18 protein-coding genes are annotated in these 22,027 nt (G+C 69.6%); 16 read left to right on the forward strand and 2 right to left on the reverse strand.

Going from position 1 to position 22,027, the window contains the following annotated elements; all coding sequences use genetic code 11:
• Nucleotides 1-77 precede the first annotated feature (77 nt).
• Nucleotides 78-734, forward strand: a complete 657-nt coding sequence (locus tag AC1RAD_RS28490) for a winged helix-turn-helix domain-containing protein (protein WP_369632028.1) — start codon at nt 78-80, stop codon at nt 732-734.
• Nucleotides 735-911: 177 nt separating this feature from the next.
• Nucleotides 912-3,662, forward strand: coding sequence for an FAD-dependent oxidoreductase (locus AC1RAD_RS28495; protein ID WP_492738438.1), 2,751 nt, complete (start codon nt 912-914; stop codon nt 3,660-3,662).
• A 103-nt stretch (nt 3,663-3,765) separates the two neighbouring features.
• Here the strand turns inward: AC1RAD_RS28495 and AC1RAD_RS28500 are convergent, their stop codons facing one another.
• Entirely contained in the window at nt 3,766-4,776 is a 1,011-nt protein-coding gene (locus AC1RAD_RS28500) for an AraC family transcriptional regulator (protein WP_492738440.1), read from the reverse strand.
• 224 nt (nt 4,777-5,000) lie between these two features.
• Between AC1RAD_RS28500 and AC1RAD_RS28505 the strand changes: the two genes are divergently transcribed.
• The 12 genes from AC1RAD_RS28505 (at nt 5,001) to AC1RAD_RS28560 (ending at nt 18,619) form a co-directional block, all read left to right on the forward strand.
• Nucleotides 5,001-6,572, forward strand: a complete 1,572-nt coding sequence (locus tag AC1RAD_RS28505) for a long-chain-fatty-acid--CoA ligase (RefSeq protein WP_492738442.1) — start codon at nt 5,001-5,003, stop codon at nt 6,570-6,572.
• 43 nt (nt 6,573-6,615) lie between these two features.
• The gene (locus tag AC1RAD_RS28510; RefSeq protein ID WP_492738444.1) at nt 6,616-7,800 is read left to right on the forward strand and encodes a lipid-transfer protein; all 1,185 of its coding nucleotides are present in this window, start codon (nt 6,616-6,618) and stop codon (nt 7,798-7,800) included.
• 29 nt (nt 7,801-7,829) lie between these two features.
• The gene (locus AC1RAD_RS28515) at nt 7,830-8,270 is read left to right on the forward strand and encodes a MaoC family dehydratase N-terminal domain-containing protein (RefSeq protein WP_095744448.1); all 441 of its coding nucleotides are present in this window, start codon (nt 7,830-7,832) and stop codon (nt 8,268-8,270) included.
• 11 nt (nt 8,271-8,281) lie between these two features.
• On the forward strand, nt 8,282-8,701 hold the full coding sequence (locus tag AC1RAD_RS28520; protein WP_492738446.1) for a MaoC family dehydratase: 420 nt from the start codon (nt 8,282-8,284) through the stop codon (nt 8,699-8,701).
• 26 nt (nt 8,702-8,727) lie between these two features.
• Nucleotides 8,728-9,558 carry an SDR family NAD(P)-dependent oxidoreductase gene (locus AC1RAD_RS28525; RefSeq protein ID WP_492694887.1) on the forward strand — a complete coding sequence of 277 codons (831 nt, stop codon included), beginning with the start codon at nt 8,728-8,730 and terminating at the stop codon, nt 9,556-9,558.
• A 3-nt stretch (nt 9,559-9,561) separates the two neighbouring features.
• Nucleotides 9,562-10,365: an enoyl-CoA hydratase-related protein gene (locus AC1RAD_RS28530; RefSeq protein ID WP_492738448.1), complete on the forward strand. Its 804-nt coding sequence runs from the start codon at nt 9,562-9,564 to the stop codon at nt 10,363-10,365.
• 22 nt (nt 10,366-10,387) lie between these two features.
• Entirely contained in the window at nt 10,388-11,539 is a 1,152-nt protein-coding gene (locus AC1RAD_RS28535) for an acyl-CoA dehydrogenase family protein (RefSeq protein ID WP_492738450.1), read from the forward strand.
• A gap of 245 nt (nt 11,540-11,784) precedes the next feature.
• The gene (locus AC1RAD_RS28540) at nt 11,785-12,768 is read left to right on the forward strand and encodes a Bug family tripartite tricarboxylate transporter substrate binding protein (RefSeq protein ID WP_492738452.1); all 984 of its coding nucleotides are present in this window, start codon (nt 11,785-11,787) and stop codon (nt 12,766-12,768) included.
• 55 nt (nt 12,769-12,823) lie between these two features.
• Nucleotides 12,824-15,184: an arylsulfatase gene (locus AC1RAD_RS28545; RefSeq protein WP_492738454.1), complete on the forward strand. Its 2,361-nt coding sequence runs from the start codon at nt 12,824-12,826 to the stop codon at nt 15,182-15,184.
• Nucleotides 15,181-16,512 (forward strand): DUF1254 domain-containing protein, encoded by a 1,332-nt coding sequence (locus AC1RAD_RS28550; RefSeq protein ID WP_492738456.1) that lies wholly within the window; start codon nt 15,181-15,183, stop codon nt 16,510-16,512. The genes AC1RAD_RS28545 and AC1RAD_RS28550 overlap by 4 nt, the downstream gene beginning before the upstream one ends.
• A gap of 43 nt (nt 16,513-16,555) precedes the next feature.
• Nucleotides 16,556-17,551 carry a Bug family tripartite tricarboxylate transporter substrate binding protein gene (locus tag AC1RAD_RS28555; RefSeq protein WP_492738458.1) on the forward strand — a complete coding sequence of 332 codons (996 nt, stop codon included), beginning with the start codon at nt 16,556-16,558 and terminating at the stop codon, nt 17,549-17,551.
• 54 nt (nt 17,552-17,605) lie between these two features.
• A complete protein-coding gene (locus tag AC1RAD_RS28560; RefSeq protein ID WP_492738460.1) occupies nt 17,606-18,619 on the forward strand; it encodes an AraC family transcriptional regulator in 1,014 nt (337 codons plus the stop codon).
• Nucleotides 18,620-18,628: 9 nt separating this feature from the next.
• Here the strand turns inward: AC1RAD_RS28560 and AC1RAD_RS28565 are convergent, their stop codons facing one another.
• Nucleotides 18,629-19,357: a Crp/Fnr family transcriptional regulator gene (locus tag AC1RAD_RS28565; RefSeq protein ID WP_082817968.1), complete on the reverse strand. Its 729-nt coding sequence runs from the start codon at nt 19,355-19,357 to the stop codon at nt 18,629-18,631.
• A gap of 423 nt (nt 19,358-19,780) precedes the next feature.
• Between AC1RAD_RS28565 and AC1RAD_RS28570 the strand changes: the two genes are divergently transcribed.
• Nucleotides 19,781-21,109, forward strand: a complete 1,329-nt coding sequence (locus AC1RAD_RS28570) for a porin (RefSeq protein WP_492738462.1) — start codon at nt 19,781-19,783, stop codon at nt 21,107-21,109.
• A gap of 22 nt (nt 21,110-21,131) precedes the next feature.
• Nucleotides 21,132-21,980 carry an acid phosphatase gene (locus AC1RAD_RS28575; RefSeq protein WP_492738464.1) on the forward strand — a complete coding sequence of 283 codons (849 nt, stop codon included), beginning with the start codon at nt 21,132-21,134 and terminating at the stop codon, nt 21,978-21,980.
• Nucleotides 21,981-22,027: the final 47 nt, after the last annotated feature.

Here is a 22,027-nt window from a genome sequence, read left to right on the forward strand (position 1 = left end):
GAGGCATGCCATGGCACGTACCGACAGCACCAGCGACTGCTCGCGGCCATGACGGCGCTGAACATGCAGGTGACGCCATGCGACTGCTTCTGCTTCAGGATCGCGCGCGGGTCGACGACGGCCTGTTCACGCACTTGCGCAAGAACGGGTTCCTGATCGACAGCGTCGAGCGGCTCGGCGACATCGATGTGCTGGAGAACGAGTCCTACGACGTGCTGCTCGTCAGCTCGCAGTTGCCCGACGGATCGGGACTCGACTGGGTCCGGTTGTTGCGGGTGCAGCACATCACCACGCCGGTCCTGATGCTGATGGTGGGAGCGCCCGGCCCGACCGCGCAGGCCGAGGTCCTCGACGCGGGCGCGGACGACTTCGTGGTGATGCCGTGCCGCCCCGAGCTGGTGGCCGAGCGGGTGCGGGCACTGCGTTGCCGGGCCGCGGGCCTGGCAACGCCGCGCGTGCGGTGCGGCGACGTCGAGTTCGACCTGGGCAGCCGGACGACGGTCCGCTGCGGCATGCCTGTCGCGCTGACCGAGCGGGAATGGAACCTGGTGGAGGCGCTCGCGCTGCGCTTCGATCACACGGTCCCCAAGGCCCAGGTGGAATTGCTGGTGCAGGGGATTCACGGCGCACCGACGAGCAACGCCCTGGAAGTGCATCTGTCCAACGTGCGGCGCAAGCTCGGGCGGCAGATCATCCGCACGATTCGCGGGGTCGGCTACCGCCTGAACACCTGAGCCCGCCGTCTTCAGACTCGTAAGCGTGCCGCACACAAGATAGCAACCTTAAGACGTGCGACTGGCCAGAATCGCACCACTCGCAGAGCCCCATCACTCACCGATGGCGCCACCACTGTCGCAGCGTCCCCCCGGGGCATGAATGGCGACACCTTCTCACGCAGGTACCACCGAACCATGTTCAAGCCCTCTCCCGCTCTCGTTTTCGCCAATTTCATGCAGCTGCCGACCATCGTGCCGAAAGCGGTGTGGCGCGCGCTGCGCGTGGTGAGCATCGCCTCGGCCCTGGCCCTGGCCGTCATGCTGGCGCTGCGGCCCGCCATCGCGATGCCGTTGTTCTGGGGGCTGATCGTGCCGTCGCTCCCGCTCGTGTTCATGCTGGCACCCGGGCTGTGGCGCAACGTCTGCCCGCTGGCCGCCATCAACCAGATCCCCCGCAGGCTCGGCATCACGCGCGCCCTCACGAGCCGCCGCCTGTCGCAGGGCGCGGCATTTCCGATTGGCATCGGCCTGCTGATCTGCGCGGTCGTCGCGCGCAAGCTGCTGTTCAACGGCAACGGCATGGCCACCGCCGGCCTGCTGGCGGCAGCCATGGGGGCGGCGCTCATCGGCGGCCTGCTGTTCAAGGGCAAGAGCGGCTGGTGCAGCAGCATCTGCCCCCTGCTGCCGGTGCAGCGGCTGTACGGCCAGACGCCGTTCATCCGCATCGCCAACACGCACTGCGAACCGTGCGTGGGCTGCGCCAAGAACTGCTACGACCTCAACCCCGGCGCCGCGTACCTGGCCGACCAGTACGACCCGAACCCGGCCTACCGCAACTTCCGCAGCTTCTTCGCGGGCGTCTTTCCGGGCCTGATCCTCGGCTACTACCTCGTGCCTTCGCCCGCCGAGATCGGCCCGGTCTCCACGGTCATGCAGATGCTGGTCTACATGGCCGCCAGCCTGACGCTCTTCAACCTGATCGAACTGCTGGGCAGCAAGACGCGCAACCTGTCGCCGGTGCTCTTCGCGGCGGCCGCGTTCTCGCTGTACTACTGGTTCACCGCCCCGCTGGTCGTCAGCACCTTGAGCAGCCTGAGCGGCATGGCCATCGCCCCCGAAGTCGTCGCCACGCTGCGCGGCCTGACGATCATCGCGAGCCTGACGTGGATCGCGCGGTCGCTGCATGTCGAGCGCCTGTTCCTTCGCCGTGAATTGCGCAAGGGTGTCCGGGACGGTTCCCGGCTGGCGCCGATCGTCATCGAGACGATGCGGCTGCACCGCGGCCCGAACGACGCCGCGCGCAAGGCGCCGGTTGCAACCCCGCCGGAGAACGAGGCCGCTGCGGCCGCGCCGGCGGATGCGTCCACGCAGCCTGCCGAACTCTGCATCGACCCCACCGGCATGAAGACCCCCATCCGCAAGGGCCAGACCCTGCTCGAGGCGCTCGAGGACTGCGGCGCCCCCATCAACGCCGGCTGCCGTTCCGGCGTGTGCGGCGCCGACCCGATCGCCGTCGTGGCGGGCGGCGAGCGGCTCGCCCCCATCGGCAGCGACGAGCGGGCGACGCTGGCCCGGCTCGGCTGCGCCGACGGCACGCGCCTGGCCTGCATGGCGCGCATCCGCAATGCCGGGCCCATCCGCATCGACCTGAAGCGGGAGGCGACCCCGGCGGCGCGCGAAACACGCAAGCCCGAGGTCGTGCCCTTCGATGCGTCAATCCGCCGCGTCGTGATCGTGGGCAACGGCGTGGCCGGCCTGACCGCGGCCGACCATGTGCGGCGTCGCCACCCCGACTGCGAGATCCATCTCATCGGCCGCGAGAACCACAACGCCTACAACCGGATGGCCATTGCCAAGCTGATCAGCATGCCGACGGGTGTCCAGGGCCTGCACCTGCTCCCCGAGCAGTGGTATGCCGAACACCGTGTCACCGCGTGGCTCAACACGCATGTGTCGGGCGTCGACACGCAGCGTCGCGAGCTCACGCTGGCGACCCGCGAGACGCTGGGCTACGACAGGCTCATCCTGTGCTCGGGCAGTTCGGCGTGGGTCCCGCCGCTCGACGGCTACGGCATCGAGGGCAGCTTTGTGCTGCGCGATGCCGACGACGCGATGGCGATCCGCGACTACATGCAGCGCTTCCACGGCACCTGCGCGGTCGTGCTGGGCGCCGGCTTGCTCGGCCTGGAAGCGGCGCAGGCGCTGGCGCAGCTCGGGGCGCAGGTCCAGGTGCTGTCGAACAGCGGCCAGATCCTGGACCGGCAGATCGACACCCCGGCCAGTGCCTTGCTGGAAGCGCACCTGGCAACCCAGGGCATCCATGTCATGACCGGTGCCGACGCCGCGCGGCTGGAGCCGGGCAGCGAGGGCCGCGTGGCGCGGCTCGTGCTGAAGGACGGACGCCAGCTCCCCGCCGACGTGGTCGTGGTGTGCACCGGCGTGCGCGCCAACGTCGACATCGCGCAGTCGGCCGGCCTGGCGCTCGGCCGCGGCATCATCGTCGACGCACAGATGCGCACCAGTGCCGCCCATGTCTATGCCGCGGGCGATGTGGCCGAGTTCGAGGGCCACTCGATCCCCCTGTGGGCCGTGGCGGCCGAGCAGGGAGAAATTGCGGCCGTCAATGCGCTGGGCGGCAAGCGCGTCTATCGCGGCCATGTGCCGGTGACCGCGTTGAAGGTCTCGGGCATCGACGTCCGCTCCGCGGGCTCCGTGCACGCCGCGCGGCCCGGCGAATTCGAGTTGACGCAGTCCGAGCCTGCGCAAGGCATCTATCGCAAGCTGGTGGTCGCCGAGGGCCGGCTTGTCGGCGCGGTGCTGGTCGGATCGCCGGACGAGGCGGACGAGGTCATTCCCGCCGTGCGCGAGCACGCGCCGGTCTCCGCGATGACCGCCTTGCTGGAGCGTGGGGACTGGCAGCAGCATTCGGTGGCATTGGCGGCCTAGCCTGTGCGGCGGGTCGCCCGTCCCGGCGGCCGGCTTCATCTCCCAGCCTGGACGGCGGCCGTCGTCGGTGTCGGTGTCGGATGGCGGACATCCGCGACGTCGATCACAAGCCGCCGCTTCGGCGGTAGCTCCCGGGCGCGCTGCCCGTCCAGCACTTGAACGCGCGCTGGAAGGCCGAGCTGTTGGCAAACCCGAGTTCGTCGGCCAGCTCCGCCAGCGGCACGGTGCTCGTGCTCAGCCGCTGGATGGCCGTGTCGCGGCGCAGTTCGTCCTTCAGCGCCTGGAACGAGGTGCCCTCCAGCGCCAGCCGCCGCTGCAGCGTGGAGACCGTCACGTGCAGCGCGGCGGCCGTCGCCACGAGGTCCGGCCATGCGGGCTGCGCGTGCTGCAGGTGGCTGCGCACGCGCGCGCCGATTCCCTCGTCGGTGCGCCTGGGCACGATCATGTGGGCCTGCGCGTCGGCCAGGAAGACATGCAGCGCGGCTTCGTCGCGGCGCACCACGTCCTTCAGGCGTGCCGCGTCGAACCAGAATGCCGACAGCTCGCAGTCGAACTGCTGCGGCGCCGGAAAAATCTTGCCGTAGCCGCCGGCATGCGCGGGTGGCCCGAATGCGAAGTCGAAGCGCACCACGGGCAGCTGGCCGCCCACGATCCACGCCATCAGGCGCCATGCGGTGCGCAGCAGCACCTCCTGCAGGAAGACCGTCGGCGCGGCAGCAGGTTCGGTGAAGCGCACCACCACGCCGGCGAGGTCGGCCCGGCACACCAGCTCCAGCACCACATCGTCCTGCAGCAGGCGAAAGGTGCGCGCCGCGCGGCGAAGCGCCACCTGCAGCGTGGGCGCGCCGAGGGCCGAACGCGCGATCAGCGCGAAGCTCCCGCGCCGAAGCGGGCGGCTCAGCAGCCCGATGAAGTCGTCGTCCAGTCGCTCGGTCAGCACGCGGAACAGCCTCGCGTACTGCTGCGTCGTCACGCGCGCGTCCGACTGCCCGAGCAGGCCAGGTGCGATGCCGGCCTCGACCAGGAAAGGCTCGAGCGGCTGGCCGCGCGCATGCACCCCGGACAGGATGCCGTGCACGAAGCCGATGGAAACCGTTTGGGGAGGATGAAGCATCGAAGGCGGGCCGCGTCGCGTGGATGTTGCCGGGCCGACTGTGCACCGGCGCATGCCTGTCATGCAAGCGCCGCGTGGCCCGATTGCGTGCTGCGCAGATTGCGATGTTCTGCCATCCGAACAACGCAAAACGGCATCGTGCGAATGGCGATCGGTTCCTAACATGGGCCACGCAGGCAAGGGTCTGCGAAACCCAGACCAAGAACCAACGAGAGACAAACGCCATGTACATGACCCAGTCGCTGCACCGCGCCCTGCAGCAGAGTCCCGACAAGGTGGCCGTGCGTTTTGCCGGCCGCACCCGCACCTTCCGCGCGTTCGTGGAGCGCGTCGCCCGCCTCGCGGGCGCCCTGCAGCAGCTGGGCATGAAGCCGGGCGACCGCGTGGCGATGCTGGCGCTCAACTCCGACCGCTACCTCGAATACCAGATGGCCGTGCCCTGGGGCGGCGGCGTGCTCAACCCCTGCAACATCCGCTGGTCGGCCGCCGAGATTCTCTATTCGCTCGAAGACTCGGGCTCGACCCTGCTGCTGGTCGACGAGGCCTTCCGCCCGATGGTCGAGAAGATGCGCAGCGAATCCAGGAGCCTGCGCGAAGTGATCTATTGCAGCAGCGGCGAGCACGACGGCGAGCTGCCGCCCGGCATGCACGGCTACGAGGCGCTCCTGGCCTCGGCCTCGCCCGTTCCCGATGCGGTTCGCCGCGACGAAGACCTGGCGGGCATCTTCTACACCGGCGGCACCACGGGCTTTCCCAAGGGCGTGATGCTCAGCCACGCCAACCTGTGCAGCTCGGCCATGGCGATGCAAGCCGAGGGCCTGGCACCGAGCGGCGGCAACTACCTGCATGCCGCACCGATGTTCCACCTGGGCGACATGGGCCTGGCCATGCCGCACTGGCCCGCCGGCAACACGCACACGATCATCCCGATGTTCACGCCGCAGGGCGTGCTCGATGCGATCGAGCGCGACCGCGTGACCAACACGCTGCTGGTGCCCACCATGATCCAGATGCTGGTCGACCACCCCGCGATGAAAGAGCCGCGCGACCTCGCCAGCCTGCAGTGCATCTTCTACGGCGCCTCGCCGATGCAGGAGGCCGTGCTGGAACGTGCGATGGCCGCCCTGCCCCATGTGGACTTCGTGCAGGGCTACGGCATGACCGAGCTGGCGCCGCTGGCCACGATCAACCCGCCCAGCTCGTACACGGCCGAGGGCCACCGCCTGGGGCGGCACCGCTCCGCGGGGCGCGCGAGCATCTGCATGGAAGTGCGTATCGTCGACCCCGCCGGCCTCGAGGTGCCGCGCGGCACGGTGGGCGAAGTCACGGTGCGCGGCCCCAACGTGATGCAGGGCTACTGGGGCAAGCCGGAGCAGACGGCGGCCGCCGTGCGCGACGGCTGGATGCACACCGGCGACGGCGCCTGGATGGACGACGGCGGCTACATCTTCGTGGTCGACCGCATCAAGGACATGATCATCAGCGGCGGCGAGAACGTCTACTCGGCCGAGGTCGAGAACGCCGTCACGCAGCACCCCGCCGTTGCGGCCTGCGCGGTGATCGGCATCCCCAGCGACGAATGGGGCGAGAGCGTGCATGCGGTGCTGGTCCTCAAGCCGGGACAGAGCGCCGAAGCCTCGGACATCGTCGCCCACTGCAAGACGCTGATCGCCGGCTACAAGTGCCCGCGCAGCGTGGCCTTCGTCGACACGCTGCCGATGTCGGGCGCGGGCAAGGTGCTCAAGACGCAGCTGCGCGAGCCCTTCTGGCAGGGCCGCCAGCGCAACGTCGCATGAGTGCGTCGCCTTCCCCTTTTTTCTCAACCCTCAGGAAATTCCCATGAGCCGCGATGTCTTCGTCACCGGGGTAGGCATGATCCCCTTCACCAAACCGGGCGCCAGCGCGCCCTACCAGGCCATGGCCGCCGACGCCACGCGCCGTGCGCTGGCCGATGCCGGCATCGGCTACGAGCTGGTGCAGCAGGCCTACGTGGGCTATGTGTACGCCGACTCGACCGCCGGCCAGAGCGCGCTTTACGAAGTCGGCATGACCGGCATTCCGGTCGTCAACGTCAACAACAACTGCTCCACCGGCTCGACCGCGCTGTTCCTTGCGCGCCAGGCCGTGGCCAGTGGCGCGGCCGACTGCGTGCTGGCGCTGGGCTTCGAACAGATGAGCCCCGGCGCGCTGGGCTCGGCGTTCAGCGACAAGCCCAGCCCCTTCGCGCGCTTCGACAAGGCCACCGATAAACTTGTCAGCGGAATCGACATTCCTCTGGCGCTGCGCTACTTCGGTGGAGCCGGCCTGGCGCACATGCAGCAGTACGGCACGCAGCTGTCGACCTTCGCGAAGATCCGCGCCAAGGCCAGCCGCCATGCCGCCAACAACCCGGTCGCGCTGTTCCGCAACGTCGTCACCGAAGACGAGGTGATGGCCGCGCCCGTGATGTGGCCCGGTGTGATGACGCGGCTCATGGCCTGCCCGCCGACCTGCGGCGCGGCCGCGGCCATCGTCTGCTCGCCGCGCTTCGCCGAGCGCCACGGGCTGGACCGCAGCGTGCGCATCAAGGCCCAGGCCATGACCACCGACCGCGCCATCACCTTCGAGGCACGCGACATGCGCGAGGTCGTCGGCTTCAGCATGGCGCAGGAAGCAGCGCAGAAGGTCTACGACGCGGCCGGTGTCGGCCCGCAGGACATCGACGTGGTCGAGCTGCACGACTGCTTCGCGCACAACGAACTCATCAGCTACGAAGCGCTGGGCCTGTGCCCGGTCGGCGGCGCGGAGAAGTTCGTGGTCGATGGCGACAACACCTACGGTGGCAAGGTCGTCACCAACCCCTCGGGCGGCCTGCTGTCGAAGGGCCATCCGCTGGGCGCCACGGGTCTTGCGCAATGCACGGAGCTGGTCCAGCAGCTGCGCGGCACGGCCGAGAAGCGCCAGGTCGAAGGCGCGCGGCTCGCGCTACAGCACAACCTGGGCCTCGGCGGCGCCTGCGTGGTCACGCTGTACGAGCGCATCTGAACCCCACGACAACCCAAGGAGACCCTCTCATGATCGACAAGAAATGGATCGGCCACGCGCTGCCCACGTCGGTGCTGCCCATCGAGCGCAGCCGGCTGCAGTTCTTCGCCAAGGCCATCGGCGAGACCGACCCGGTCTACACCGATGCCGCCGCCGCGCGCGATGCCGGCTACCCCGACCTGCCGGCACCGCCCACCTTCCTGTTCGCTGCTGAACTGGACTCGGGTGCTTCGGACCAGCTGCTCACCGACCTGCAGATTCCGCTGGCCAAGCTGCTGCACGGCGAGCAGAGCTTCAGCTACCACCGCCCCGCCTGCGTGGGTGACACGGTGACGGTGCGCTCCACCGTCAGCGACATCTACGACAAGAAGAACGGCGCGCTCGAATTCGTCGTGAAGACCTCGCGCGCCACCAACCAGCGCGACGAACTCGTGGCCGAGCTGCGCACGGTCATCGTCTGCCGCCACTGAAGGAACACCCCATGACCTCCCCCACCTTCGACTCCGTGCAGGTCGGCGACGAACTTCCGGCCGTGCAGTTGCCAGCCGTGAACCGCACCGCGCTCGCGCTCTTTGCCGGCGCCTCGGGCGACCACAACCCGATCCACATCGACACCGACATGGCGCGCCGCTCGGGCATGCCCGACGTGTTCGCGCAAGGCATGCTGGGCATGGCCTGGCTGGGCCGCGTGCTCACGCAGTGGGCGCCGCAAAGCCGGCTGCGCCACTTCGAGGCGCGCTTCCAGGGCATCACGCACCTGGGCAACGCCATGCGCTGCAGCGGCCGCATCGTCGAGAAGACCGAGCGCAACGGCGAACGCGGCGTTCGCATCGAACTGCAAAGCACCAACCAGTTCGGCCAGACCAAGATCGTCGGCGAAGCCTTCGTCGCCCTGCCCTGACCACCCAACATCCCGGAAAGAACACCATGACAAACAAACTCGAAGGCAAGGTCGCCCTCATCACCGGTTCGGGCCGCGGCATCGGCCGCTCGATCGCGCTCAAGCTCGCCAGCGAAGGCGCCCGCATCGTCGTCAACGACCTCGACGCCGAACCCGCGCAGGAGGCTGTACAGGCCATCCGCGAGGCCGGCGGCCAGGCCGTGGCCTGCGTCGGCAACGTCAACGCGACCGACTTCGCCGAGCGCTTCGTCGGCACGGCCGTGAGCGAATTCAAAGGCCTGGACATCGTCGTCAACAACGCCGGCTACACCTGGGACAACGTGATCCAGAAGATGACCGACGAGCAGTGGTACGCGATGCTCGACTGCCACCTGACGGCGCCGTTTCGCATCCTGCGCGCGGCGCAGCCGGTGATCCGCGCGCTCGGCAAGGCGGAAACCGAAGCCGGGCAGCGCGTGGTGCGCAAGGTCGTCAACATCTCGTCGATGGCGGGCCTGTTCGGCAACCCGGGCCAGACCAACTACGCGGCGGCCAAGGCCGGCATCACCGGCATGACGCAGACGCTGGCCAAGGAATGGGGCCGCATGAACGTCACCGTCAACTGCGTGGCCTACGGCCTCATCAAGACCCGCCTGACCGGCAACGCCGCCGACGGCGGCACCGCCAACATCGACGGACGCGACATCAAGGTGGGCGTGAACCCCGACCTCATGGCCGCGATGGAACGCGGCATTCCGCTGGGCCGTGGCGGCACGCCCGAAGAAGCGGCGGGCGCCGTGTACCTGCTGTGCATTCCCGAGTCCGACTACGTGAGCGGCCAGACGCTGGTGTGCAGCGGCGGCCTCACGGGGTTCTGAGCGATGACCGCCGCTGTCCGGCGCGAGGTGCACGAGGGCATCGCGACGCTCACGCTCGACCGGCCCGACGCCCTCAACGCCCTGGCACCGCCGCTGCTCGAAGCCCTGCTGGCGGCGCTGCGCGACAGCGCGGCCGACGCGCGCGTGCGCGCCATCGTGCTGACGGGCGCGGGCCGCGCCTTTTCCGGCGGGGGCGACATCGGCTACTTCGGCGACGTGCTCGCCGGCGGGCCGGCCCATGCGCAGGAAGAAATCGGGCGCGGCATGCAGGAGGTGGGCAACCCCATCACGCAGGCCATCGCCGACTGCGCGGTGCCGGTGGTGGCCGCCGTCAACGGCCCCTGCGTGGGCGCGGGCGTGGGCATTGCGCTGGCGGCCGACGTCGTGCTCGCGGCGCGCTCGGCCTACTTCCTGGTGCCCCAGGTGCCGCAGCTGGGGGCCGTGCCCGACCTGGGCGCCACCTGGTCGCTGCCCCGTCTGCTCGGGCGCAGCCGCGCGCTCGGCATGGCGCTGCTCGGCGAACGCATCGACGCGGCGAAGGCCGAGCAATGGGGCCTCGTCTGGCGCTGCGTCGACGATGCCGTGCTGCTCGAAGAAGCCCACGCGATCGCCCGGCGACTGGGCGCTGCATCGGCCGCCGCCCTGCGCGATACGCGGCAGCTGATCGACGCGGCGAGCGACAACACGCTCGCGCAGCAACTGAGCGACGAATGCACGGCCCAGCGCCGGCACGTGGCCGGTGAATTTTTCAACGACGCCTGCGCGCGCTTCCTGGCCCGCGCCAAGACCGATCGATCGACCCACTGACTGATTGACCTCGAAGAACACCATGCTTCCACAGCTGTATCGCCATCGCTGGATGGACGAAGACACCGACGCGTTCCGCGAACAGGTGCGCCGCTACATCGCGAGTGAGCTCTCGCCGCACCTGGACGGCTGGCGCCGCCAGGGCTTCATTCCGCGCGAGGCCTGGCGCCCGTTCGGACAGATGGGCTTCCTGCTGCCAGAACTCGACGAAGCCTACGGCGGTGCCGGCGCCTCGCTGGCCTGCCAGATGGTGGTGCAGGACGAGCTGGCCAAGGCCGAGTTCCCCGCCAACACCGGCGTGCACAACCTGGCCGCGCACTACATCCTCGACTACGGCACCGAGGCGCAAAAGAAGCGCTGGCTCCCGAAGCTCGCCAGCGGCGAGCTGCTGGCCGGCATCGCGCTCACCGAGCCCGGCTGCGGCTCGGACCTGAAGGCGCTGCGCACGCGCGCGCGGCGCGACGGCGACCACTACGTGATCGACGGCGCCAAGACCTTCATCACCAACGGCTTCACGGGCAACCTGCTGGTGGTGGCGGTGCGCACCGGCGAGGCGGGCAGCCGCGGCGTGTCGCTGGTCGTCCTGGAAACCGACGGCCTGCCGGGCTTTCGCGTGGGACGCCGGCTCGAGAAGCTGGGCCAGCATGCGTCGGACACGGCCGAGCTTTTCTTCGACGGCGTGCGCGTGCCGGCCGACCACCTGCTGGGCGGCAAGGAAGGCGACGGCTTCGTGCAGCTCATGAGCCAGCTTTCCTATGAGCGCCTGTTCCTGTGCGTGCCGGCCGCCGCGGTGATCGAACGCGCGGTGGAACTCACGCTCGAATACACGCAGCAGCGCAAGGCCTTCGGGCAGGCCGTGTTCGACTTCCAGAACACGCGCTTCAAGCTCGCGGAGTGCGCGACCATCGCGCACGTCGTGCGCACCTTCGTCAACGACTGCATCCAGCGGATGGTCGACGGCACGCTCGACCAGGAGGCCGCCTACATGGCCAAGCTGTGGTGCACCGAGCAACAGGGCAAGGTCCTGGACGAATGCCTGCAGCTGTTCGGCGGCTACGGCTACATGGTCGAGTACCCGATCGCACGCATGTATGCCGACGCGCGCGTGCAGCGCATCTACGGCGGCACCAGCGAGATCATGAAGGACCTGATCGCGCGCAAGCTGGGCGCATGAAAGCCCCCCGTCGAGGGTGCGCGCGACCACGGAGCGACAACGCGCCCTCGCCGGTCGACATACGGCCCGCCTACGGCTGAGCCAGAGGGTATTCCCCGAGCCGGTGTCGGCGAATCTGTCGGCTGGTTGACGGAATCGATGGCCGCTGTTTCCTAGCATGGAGACGCAGTCCCTCCCTGTGTAGCAACGGGGGACGCGCCCAGAGGCGCGGGGCCTGCGCGACCCATTCCCAAGGAGACATTTCCGTGAACAGGACATTGCTGCGGCCGGCACTCACCGCGCTGGCCCTTCTCGCCCTCGCCGGCACGGCCACGGCGCAGGACGGCGCCGGCTACCCGGGCAAGACGGTGACCATCGTCGTGCCCACGCCGCCCGCCGGCGGCACCGACCTCATCGCGCGGCTGTTCGCCGACGTGCTGGGCAAGGCCTTCAAGCAGAGCGTGATCGTCGACAACCGCGCCGGCGCCAACGGCATCCTGGGCGTCGACTTCGTCGCCAAGGGGCCGGCCGACGGCACGCGCGTGCTGTTCACCTACGCCGCCACGATGGTGATCAATCCGGCGCTCTACAAGAAGCTGCCCTACGAGCCGCTCAAGGACTTCGCGCCCGTCGCGCAGGTCGGCCGCGGCGGCAACCTGCTGCTGGTGCGCAAGGACCTGCCGCCGAACACGCTCAAGGACTTCGTCGCCCATGCCAAGGCCCACCCCGACAAGCTGAACTACTGCTCGTGGGGCAACGGCTCGGGCGGCCACCTCACGATGGAAAGCCTGAAGAAGCAGGCCGGCATCTCGCTGCTGCACGTGCCCTACAAGGGCAGCAGCCCCTGCGTGCAGGACCTCATGGGCGGCCAGGTGGACGCCGGCTTCGCCGACATCTCCTCCACCATCGAGGTCGTGAAGGCCGGCCGGGTCAAGGCCCTGGCCTACAGCGGCCCCGACCGCCTGCCGATGCTTCCCGACGTGCCCACGATGACGCAGGCCGGGTTCCCGTTCAAGAACTACACCTGGTACGGCTTCTTCGTGCCGGCCAAGACACCGCCCGCCGTCGTCAAGCGCCTGAACGAAGAGATCTACCGCGCCCTGCAGGACCCGGCCGTGACCCAGCGCCTGCGCGAACTCAACTTCACCGACCTGCCGCGCCCCACGCCGGAGCAGTTCAAGGAGGTCCTGCGCCAGGACCTGCAGGACTGGAGCGCCCTGGTCAAGTCCATCGGCGTCACGCTGGACTGACGCCCGTCCACCACGACGCCGGGGCCCTGCCCCCCGCGCGTCCAAGAGAACACCCATGACACAAGAAAAATCCAACCCATCCGCGACCCTCGGCGGTTTCAACACCCTGCCCGGCCAGGGCAGCCACCTGCCCTTCGACGCGCCGCCCAGCGCCAGCATCGCGGGGCGCAAGCTGTCGGAGTCCACGCACGAGCGGCGCAAAGCGGTGCCGCACCTGCGCGACGACGCACCGAACGTGCTGATCGTGATGCTCGACGACGCCGGCTTCGCGCACCCCGACACCTTCGGCGGCGAGATCCACACGCCCACGCTGGCGCGGCTGGCCGGCAGCGGCATCACCTACAACGCCTTCCACAACTGCGGCGTGTGCTCGCCCACGCGCGCGTCGTTGCTGACGGGGCGCAACGCGCACCGCGTGGGCTACGGCCACATCTCCGAATACGCCACCGACTGGGACGGCTACGTGGGCGTCATTCCCAAGAGCGCCGGCACGATGGCCGAGGTGCTGGGGGCCTGGGGCTACAACACGGCCGCCTTCGGCAAGTGGCACAACACGCCCGCCAACCTGACCACGCAGATGGGCCCCTTCGACCGCTGGCCCACCGGCCACGGCTTCAACCACTTCTACGGCTTCCTGGGCGGCGAGAGCTCGCAGTACGAGCCGCGCCTGGTCGAGAACACCACGCTCATCGAACCGCCGCGCGACGAGGGCTACCACCTGAGCGAGGACATGGCCGACAAGGCCTGCGGCTGGCTGCGCCGCCACCGCGCCATCACGCCCGACAAGCCCTTCCTGATGTACTGGGCGCCCGGCGCGGTGCACGGCCCGCACCACGTCTTCAAGGAATGGACCGACAAGTACAAGGGCAAGTTCGACGACGGCTGGGACGCCTACCGCGAACGCGCCTTCGCGCGCCAGAAGGCGATGGGCTGGATTCCCGAGACCGCCGAGCTCACGCCCCGGCCCGAGACGCTCGCCAGCTGGGACAGCATTCCCGAGGCCGAGCGCCCGTTCCAGCGCCGGCTGATGGAGGTCTACGCGGGCTTCCTGGAGCACACCGATGCGCAGATCGGCAAGGTCGTCGACGAGCTGGAGCAGCTCGGGCTGCGCGACAACACGCTGGTGTTCTTCGTGTTCAGCGACAACGGCGGCAGCGCCGAAGGACAGAACGGCACCGTGGTCGAGCTGCTGGCGCAGAACCGCGTCTCCACCAAGATCTCGCAGCACCTCGAACTGCTGGAAGGCCTGGGCGGCCTCGACGCATTGGGTGGCCGCAAGACCGACAACATGTACCACGCCGGCTGGGCCTGGGCCGGCTCCACGCCGTTCCAGAGCACCAAGCTGATCGCCGCGCACTTCGGCGGCACGCGCACGCCGCTGGTCGTGTCGTGGCCGCGCGGCATCCGGCCCGACACCACGCCGCGCTCCCAGTTCCACCACGTCAACGACATCGCGCCCACGCTCTACGACATCTTGGGCATCACGCCGCCCATCGAGCTCAACGGCGTGCGGCAGGATTCGCTGGACGGCATCTCGATGGCCTACACCTTCGCCCATCCGCAGGCCGAGGGCCGCAAGGGCGTGCAGTACTTCGAGGTGGCGGGCAGCCGCATGGTGCACCACGACGGCTGGACTGCGGGCGTGTTCGGCCCGCGCATTCCGTGGGTCGCGGGCGCCGCGCCCGGGCTGGCCACCTGGGACCCGGACAACGACGTCTGGGAGCTGTACCACGTCGCGAAGGACTACGCCCAGGCGCACGACCTGGCGCAGGCGCAGCCCGCCAGGCTGGCGCAGATGAAGGAGATGTTCGCCGTGCAGGCGGGCATCAACCACGTCTATCCGCTGGGCGCGATCTACCACCTGACGCTCAAGCCGCAGCACCGCATCGCGCCCCGGCATACCTCGTGGCACTTCAGCGCCGACATCACGCGCATTCCGGAGAACTGCGCGCCCAACATCAAGACACGCAGCCACACGGCCAGCGTCGATGCCACGCTGGGCGAGCGCGCGAGCGGCGTGCTGTTCGCGCTGGGCGGCTTCAACGGCGGCATCTGCCTGTACCTGGACGACGGCCACCTGGCCTACGAATACAACATGCTCGGCATGTACCGCTTCAAGGCGCGCTCGCCCGCGCGCATCGCCGCCGGACGCCGCGCGATCGACGTCGAGTTCACGATGAGCGACGGCACGGCGCCCCAGCGGCCCGCGCGCGCCGTGCTGCGCGTCGATGGCGTGCAGGTGGCGGCGTGCGACATCGGCGTCACGGTGACGGCCATCTTCTCGGCCTGCGAGACCTTCGACGTCGGCTGCGACCTGGGCTCGCCGGTGGCGGCGGAGTACTTCGACCGTGCGCCGTTCGGCTTCGACGGGCACATCCACGATGTCTGGCTGCGCTATGCGGAGGCCCAGTCGTGAGCACGTTCATCACTGAAGCAGACGCCTACGCCATCGGCATCGAGGCCTACACCTACGCCTATCCGATGGTGGTGATGGAGCTGACGCGACGCGTCGCCACCAACGTCGCGCAGCCCGACGGCGCGCGCGTGCGCGGGCCGATGAACCGCTTCGTGCACGTGCCCACCTACCCCGACGCCGGCTTCAAGGACGTGGTGCGTCCCAACGCCGACACGCTGTACTCCAACATCTGGTACGACGTCGGCGACGAGCCGCTGGTGCTGACGCTGCCGGACATGGGCGAGCGCTACCACGTCATTCCGTTCTACGACCTGTGGACCGACGTGTTCGCCACGCTGGGCACGCGCACCAACGGCAACGGCGGCGGCCACTTCGCGCTCGTCGGCCCGCGCTGGCAAGGCACGCTGCCCGAGGGCGTGCGCGCCATCGTGAGCCCGACGGACGTGGGCTGGATCGTCGGGCGCATCCAGACCAACGGCGCGGCCGACTATGCCCATGTGCACACGCTGCAGGCCGGCTTCGAGGCCGTGCCGCTGTCCGCGTGGGGCCAGCCCCATGACCCACCCGCCGGCCAGGTCGACCCGGCGGTGGACATGCGCCCGCCCGTCGAACAGGTGGCCGCGCTCGATGCCGGTGCCTTCTTCGCGCTCTTCGCCGAACTGCTCCAGCGCAACCCGCCGCATGCCACCGATGGTGCGCTGCTGCTGCGCATGGAGCGCATCGGCCTGGTCCCCGGCCGCGGCTTCGCACTGGCCGAAGCCCCCGAGGCCGTGCAGCGTGCCCTCAAGCGCGCCGCGCCCGATGCCTACCGGCGCATGCTCGAGCGCGCACCGGCGATGCGCATGGTGCGCAACGGCTGGAGCCTCGGCAGCAATGTGGGCGTCTACGGCAACGACTACCTGGCGCGCGCCTTCGTCGCCTACGCCGGCCTGGGTGCCCTGCCGCGCGAAGAGGCGATGTACCCGCGCTCGGTCTGCGACAGCGAGGGCCAGCCGCTGTCGGGCACTTCACGCTATGTGCTGCACTTCGACGCGCACGAGTTGCCGCCGGCCGATGCGTTCTGGTCGCTGACGCTGTACGGCCCCGACCAGTTCTTCGTCGACAACGCGCTGAACCGCTACGCCATCGGCGACCGCGACGCGCTCGCCTTCAACGCCGACGGTTCGCTGGACCTGTACATCCAGCACGCGTCGCCGGGCCCGGCCAAGGCCCCGAACTGGCTGCCCGCGCCCGCCGGCCCCTTCAGCATGAACCTGCGCCTGTACGTGCCGCAGGCGCCGGTGCTCGACGGGCGCTGGGCACCGCCCGCGCTGAAGCGCCTGCCCTGACCGTATCGACTGCATCGTCTCCCACCCGAAAGGCACTCACTTCATGACCCGTTCCCGCTTCCGCGCGCTGCGCGCGCCCGGCCTGTGCATCGTCGGGCTCCACCTGGCGGCCGGCGCCGCCCTGGCGCAGGCCGACTACCCGAGCAAGCCGATCCGCATCATCGTCCAGTACCAGGCCGGCGGCTCGGCCGACGCGCTCGCGCGGCTGGTGGGCGACGGGCTCGCCAAGCGGCTGAAGCAGCCCGTGCTGGTGGAGAACCGCAGCGGCGCCGGCGGCATCATCGGCACCGACTACGTGGCCAAGAGCGCGCCCGACGGCTACACGGTGCTGCTGTCGGTGCCGGGCCCGATCGCGGCGAACCTGGCGCTGTACAAGAAGCTGCCCTACGACCCGCGCACCGACCTGCGCCACGTGTCGGACATCGCGAGCACGCGCACGATCATGGTCGTGCACCCTTCCGTGCCGGCGCAGGATTTCAAGGGCCTCGTCGAGGCCGTGCGCAAGGCGCCCGGCAAGTACGCGATGGGCTCCTGGGGCCCCGGCGTGCAGCCGCACCAGATGCAGGTCTTCATGGACAAGACCTACGGCACCCAGACGCTGCACGCGGCCTACAAGGGCGAAAGCCCGATGGCGGTCGACCTGCTCAGCGGCGTGATCCAGATGACCGTGGGCTCCATCAGCACCTTCCAGCCCTACGTCGCGGCCGGCAAGCTGCGCGCCATCGCCGTGCCGGGCGCGCAACGCGCCAAGGCCGCGCCCACGGTACCGACCTTCGCCGAGCAGGGCTACAAGGACGACATGTTCATGCTCATGGCGCCGACCTCGCTGCTGGTGCCCGCCAAGACGCCCGACGCCATCGTCGAAAAGCTCAGCCGCGAAGTCGCCGCGGTGGTGAAGCAGCCCGAGGTGCAGCGCCGCATCGAGGACATGGGCGCCGAGCCCATCGGCAACACGCCGACCGAAGCCTCGGCGGCGTACAAGGCGTTCCTGCCCGTGTCGCTGAAGCTCACGCGGGCCACAGGCGTCACGCTGGACTGATTGCGCCGCCGGCCGAGAACCGTGCATCACCCGCCTCCCGATTTCGAACCCCGGGTGTACACCCCGCAGCGCATCGCCGCGGTCGTCGCCACGCTGGCCTCGGACGGCATCCCCGCCGCACAGGCCCTGGCCGGCAGCGAGCTCGACGAGGCCGCGCTGCGCGAGCCCGGCACGCGCGTGTCGTATGCGCAGACGGTCACCGTGGTGCGCAATGCGCTCGCGCTGGCACGCAACCCCACGGTGGCGCTGCGCGCCGGCGCGCGCATGCACCTCACGGCCTACGGCATGTGGGGCTACGCGCTGCAGAGCAGCCCCACCTTCAGCGCGCTGATCGAGCTCGCCATCACGTACCGCCGCACCATCGGGCCGCTGGCCGACATGCACCACGACCCCGCGCGCGCGCCCGGCACCTGCAGCTTCGAGGTGCTGGTATCGCCCGACCCGCGCGACCCGCTCTACCGCTTTGCGCTGGCCTTCACCTTCGCGGCCCACCTGACGCTGGCGCGCGACCTGTACGGCGATGGCTTCGGCTTCACGGGCCTGCGCCTGGCCTGCCCCGCGCCCGAGCACGGCGCGGGCGTCTGGGAGGCGTGGTTCCAGTGCCCCGTGCAGTTCGGGCAGCCCGACAACGCGCTGCAGTTCGACCAGGCCTGGTGCACGCGCGCGCCGCGCCTGCACGATCCGCTCACGCACGCCATGGCCAGCGAGAGCTGCCAGCAGTTCGTGGCCGGACTCGCGCATGCCGGCGGCATCGCCGCGGCGGTGCGCCGCACGCTGGTGGAGCAGATGCCGTGGCGTTTTCCGAGCATCGAGTCGATGGCCCGCACGCTCGCGCTGGAGCCGCGCACGCTGCGGCGGCGGCTCGCGACGCATGGCACCACGTACCGGTCGATCCTCAACGAGGTGCGCCTGCGGCTGGCCATCGAGTACCTGCGCAAGACCCGCATGACCACCGAGGAGATCGCGGAGCGCCTGGGCTACAGCGAGGCCGCGAACTTCAGGCACGCCTTCGTGCGCTGGACCGGCACCAGCCCGCACGCCTACCGCCTGGCCTGCGCGCCGTGCTGAGGCCTCGGCTCAATCTTCCGCAGCGATGCGGTGCAGTCGGGGCAGGTCGACCACGGTGACCAGGCGGTAGCCCTCGTTGCAGCCGAGCACGCCCTCGTCCTTGAACTGCGCCAGTTCCTTGCCGACGGTCTGGCGCGACACGCCCAGCATGTTCGCCAGGTCGGTCTGCGACACGCGCAGCTCGGTGTCGCACGGCGCGCCGCTCGCGTCCCCGTAGCGATACACCATGTTGAGCAGCGTGATCGCCGTGCGCCGGCGCACCGAGCCCAGCACCTGGTCCTGCAGGATCTCGGCGCTCATGCGATAGCGCCGCAGCATGGTCTGGGCGATGCTGCGCCACAGCACCGGCTCCGCATCGAGGATGCGCCGCATGGCGGCACCGGGGATGTGGATGATGTGCGAATCGGCGCGCGCATCGAAGGCGAAGATGGGCTGCATGTCGTCGATGAGATGCACCATGCGCGTGATCTGGCCGGCCCCGAGCACCGAGAGGATGTACTTGTCGCCGGCCGCGTTGGTGGCCGCGATCTCGATCGAGCCCGACACGATCACGAACACCTCCCGCTGGTGGTTGCCGCGACTCACGAGCGGCGTGCGGCGCCGGTAGTGCCTGGCGCGCGCGGCGTTCGCCAACTCGCGCAGCCGGTCTTTCGGCCAATCGAGAAACACCGCGCACGTGCTCAGCCCGTGCTCGATCTCTTCCCTTGTGCTCTGCGATACGGGTTGCGGGTATTCCATGGGATGACTCAGCAAAAACTGTTGCCTGGTTGACGGATTCGAAGAGCAGCGATTCCTATCATAGGACCGGCCAATCAAAGAACAACGAGGAACTCCCTAAGTGAGACATGCACGTTCCCTGCCTGCACGCCTGACGCTGTTTCGCAGCACCACGGCGCGTTCGTTGATCCGGCTTCTTGCGTCGCCCATGCGACGCGATGCGCGAACGACGAGACCCCTGCGCGGCATGCGCGGCTCGCGCGACGCGATGCGAATGCCGTGATGCGCGGCCACACGCCCTGCGCGCGCGGCTAGAGGCCGCACCCCTTTTTCCCGAAGTCCCCGAAGGGCATCCGCCCTTCGGAACACCCGAGCCCTGGAACGCAGCGATGCGCACCAGCGGACTCGTTCATCCCTGAAGAAGCAAGCAAAGCAAGACCTGCCATGAAACATCACTCCCTGGCCGCATTGGCTCTCCTCACCGCCGCCGGTACCGCGTCGGCGCAATCGTCCGTCACGGTGTTCGGCATCGTCGACGTCGGCATCAGCCGCTACACGTCCAAGAGCACGTACCACAGCCCCAACCCCTTCGCGCTGCCACCGGCGAACGCCGCGGGCGGCAGTGCGAAGACGAGCCAGACCGCGCTGTCGAACTCGGGCTATGCGGGCAGCCGCATCGGCTTTCGCGGCACGGAAGACCTCGGTGGCGGCCTGGCGGCGAGCTTCTGGCTGGAGTCCGGCATCACCAACGACGACGGCGCCAAGGGCATCACCAACTTCAACCGCCGCTCGACGATGAGCCTGTCGGGTCCGTTCGGCGAACTGCGCCTGGGCCGCGACTACGCCGCGACCTTCTGGAACGACACCGTCTTCGATCCCTTCGGCACCAACGGCGTGGGCACCAACCTCATCGCCAACATCAACAGCCGCATCGCCGCCATCGCCGGCCCCGGCTCCGTCGTGGCCGCGACCGACAACTACATCCGCACCGGCAACTCGATCGGCTACTTCCTGCCGCCGAACCTGGGCGGTGTCTACGGCCAGCTGCAGTACACGCTGCACGAGAACACCAAGCGCAGCGACCAGCCCGGCACGCCGTCGGCCAAGGGTCGCTACGTGGGCGGCCGCCTGGGCTATGCCAGCGGGCCGCTCGACATGGCCATCGCCTACGGCCAGAGCACGGCCGCCGACAGCACCACGCTCAACGCGCTGGGCATCGCGACCGCCACGCAGGAGCGCAAGATCAACGCGCTGAACCTGGGCGCGTCGTACAACTTCGGCCCCGCCAAGCTGTTCGCCGAGGTCTCGCGCGTGCAGGACAAGAACGAGACGGGCACGCTGCAGAACCTGCCGGGCCTGGCGGTTCCGTTCATGAACACCGCCACGCGCAAGGACAAGTACAACGGCTACATGCTGGGCGTGACCGTGCCCGTGGGCCCGGGCCTCATCCGCGCGTCGTACGCCTCGGTGAAGTACAAGAACGGCGCGCCGGCCGCGACCGACCTGAACAGCCTGCTGTGGGGCCTGAACGGCAACCGCGACACCACGGCCAACCAGATCTCGCTGGGCTACGTGCACAACCTGTCCAAGCGCACCGCGCTGTATGCCTCGGTGTCGCGCATCCGCATCAAGGACGGCTGGAACAACCCCGGCGTGATGGGCGCCATCACCGGCGGCTCGGCCGCCTACCTCACGGGCGGCACCGCGCAGGCCGCGGGCTGGGCGCCGCGCTCGTCGATGGGCTACGACTTCGGCATCCGCCACGCGTTCTGAGCGCATGCGAAAAGAGGTACCCATGGCTTTGAAACACCTGTCGCCGTTGCTCATCGCGGCCCTGCTCGCAGGCGGATGCGCGACATCGCCCGCGCCGACCACTTCGCCGTCCGACGTCGGCGAAACACGCCCGGGGTCGGGCTATCTCAAGGGCTACCTGGCCTCGGCCGAGATGCCCGACAGCCTGGCGCTGCTGCCGCCGCCGCCCGAGGCCAACTCGGCCGCGCTGGCGGCCGACGTCGCCGCGTTCCGCAGCCTCACCGCGCTGCAGGGTTCGCCGCGCGGCGCGCTCGCGGTGCGCGATGCCAACCTGCGCTTTCCGGAGGCGGCCTCCACCTTCTCCTGCGCGCTGGGCGTGCGCATCTCCGAGCAGCAGACGCCGCACCTGAACATGCTGCTGCGGCGCACGCTGGCCGATGCCGGCGGCGCCACCTACAAGGCCAAGGAGAAGTACCAGCGCACGCGGCCCTTCGTGGCGCTGAAGGCCGCCAGCTGCACGCCGAAGGAAGAGGCGCACCTGGCCAAGGACGGCTCCTACCCTTCCGGGCACTCGGCGCTGGGCTGGGCCTGGGCCCTGGTGCTGACGGAGCTCGCGCCGGAGCGCGCGGATGCGCTGCTGCAGCGCGGCCGCGCCTTCGCGCAAAGCCGCGGCATCTGCGGCGTGCACTGGCGCAGCGACATCGAAGCGGGACGCCTGATCGGCGCGGCCACCGTGGGCCGGCTGCACGCCAACCCGGTGTTCACGGCGCAGATGAGCGCGGCGAAGAACGAGATCGCGCAGGCACACAGCCGCCCGGACAGCGCCCCGCCCGCAGCCGACTGCGCGGCCGAGGCGAACGCGATCGCGAGCTCCGCGGCGCTGACGCCCTGAACACGCGCCCCCTCGACCACCTCGCCCACGGCCAGCGTGTGTGCGGG

The sequence above is a fragment of the Variovorax sp. GW823-FHT04B03 genome, from assembly GCF_058796495.1.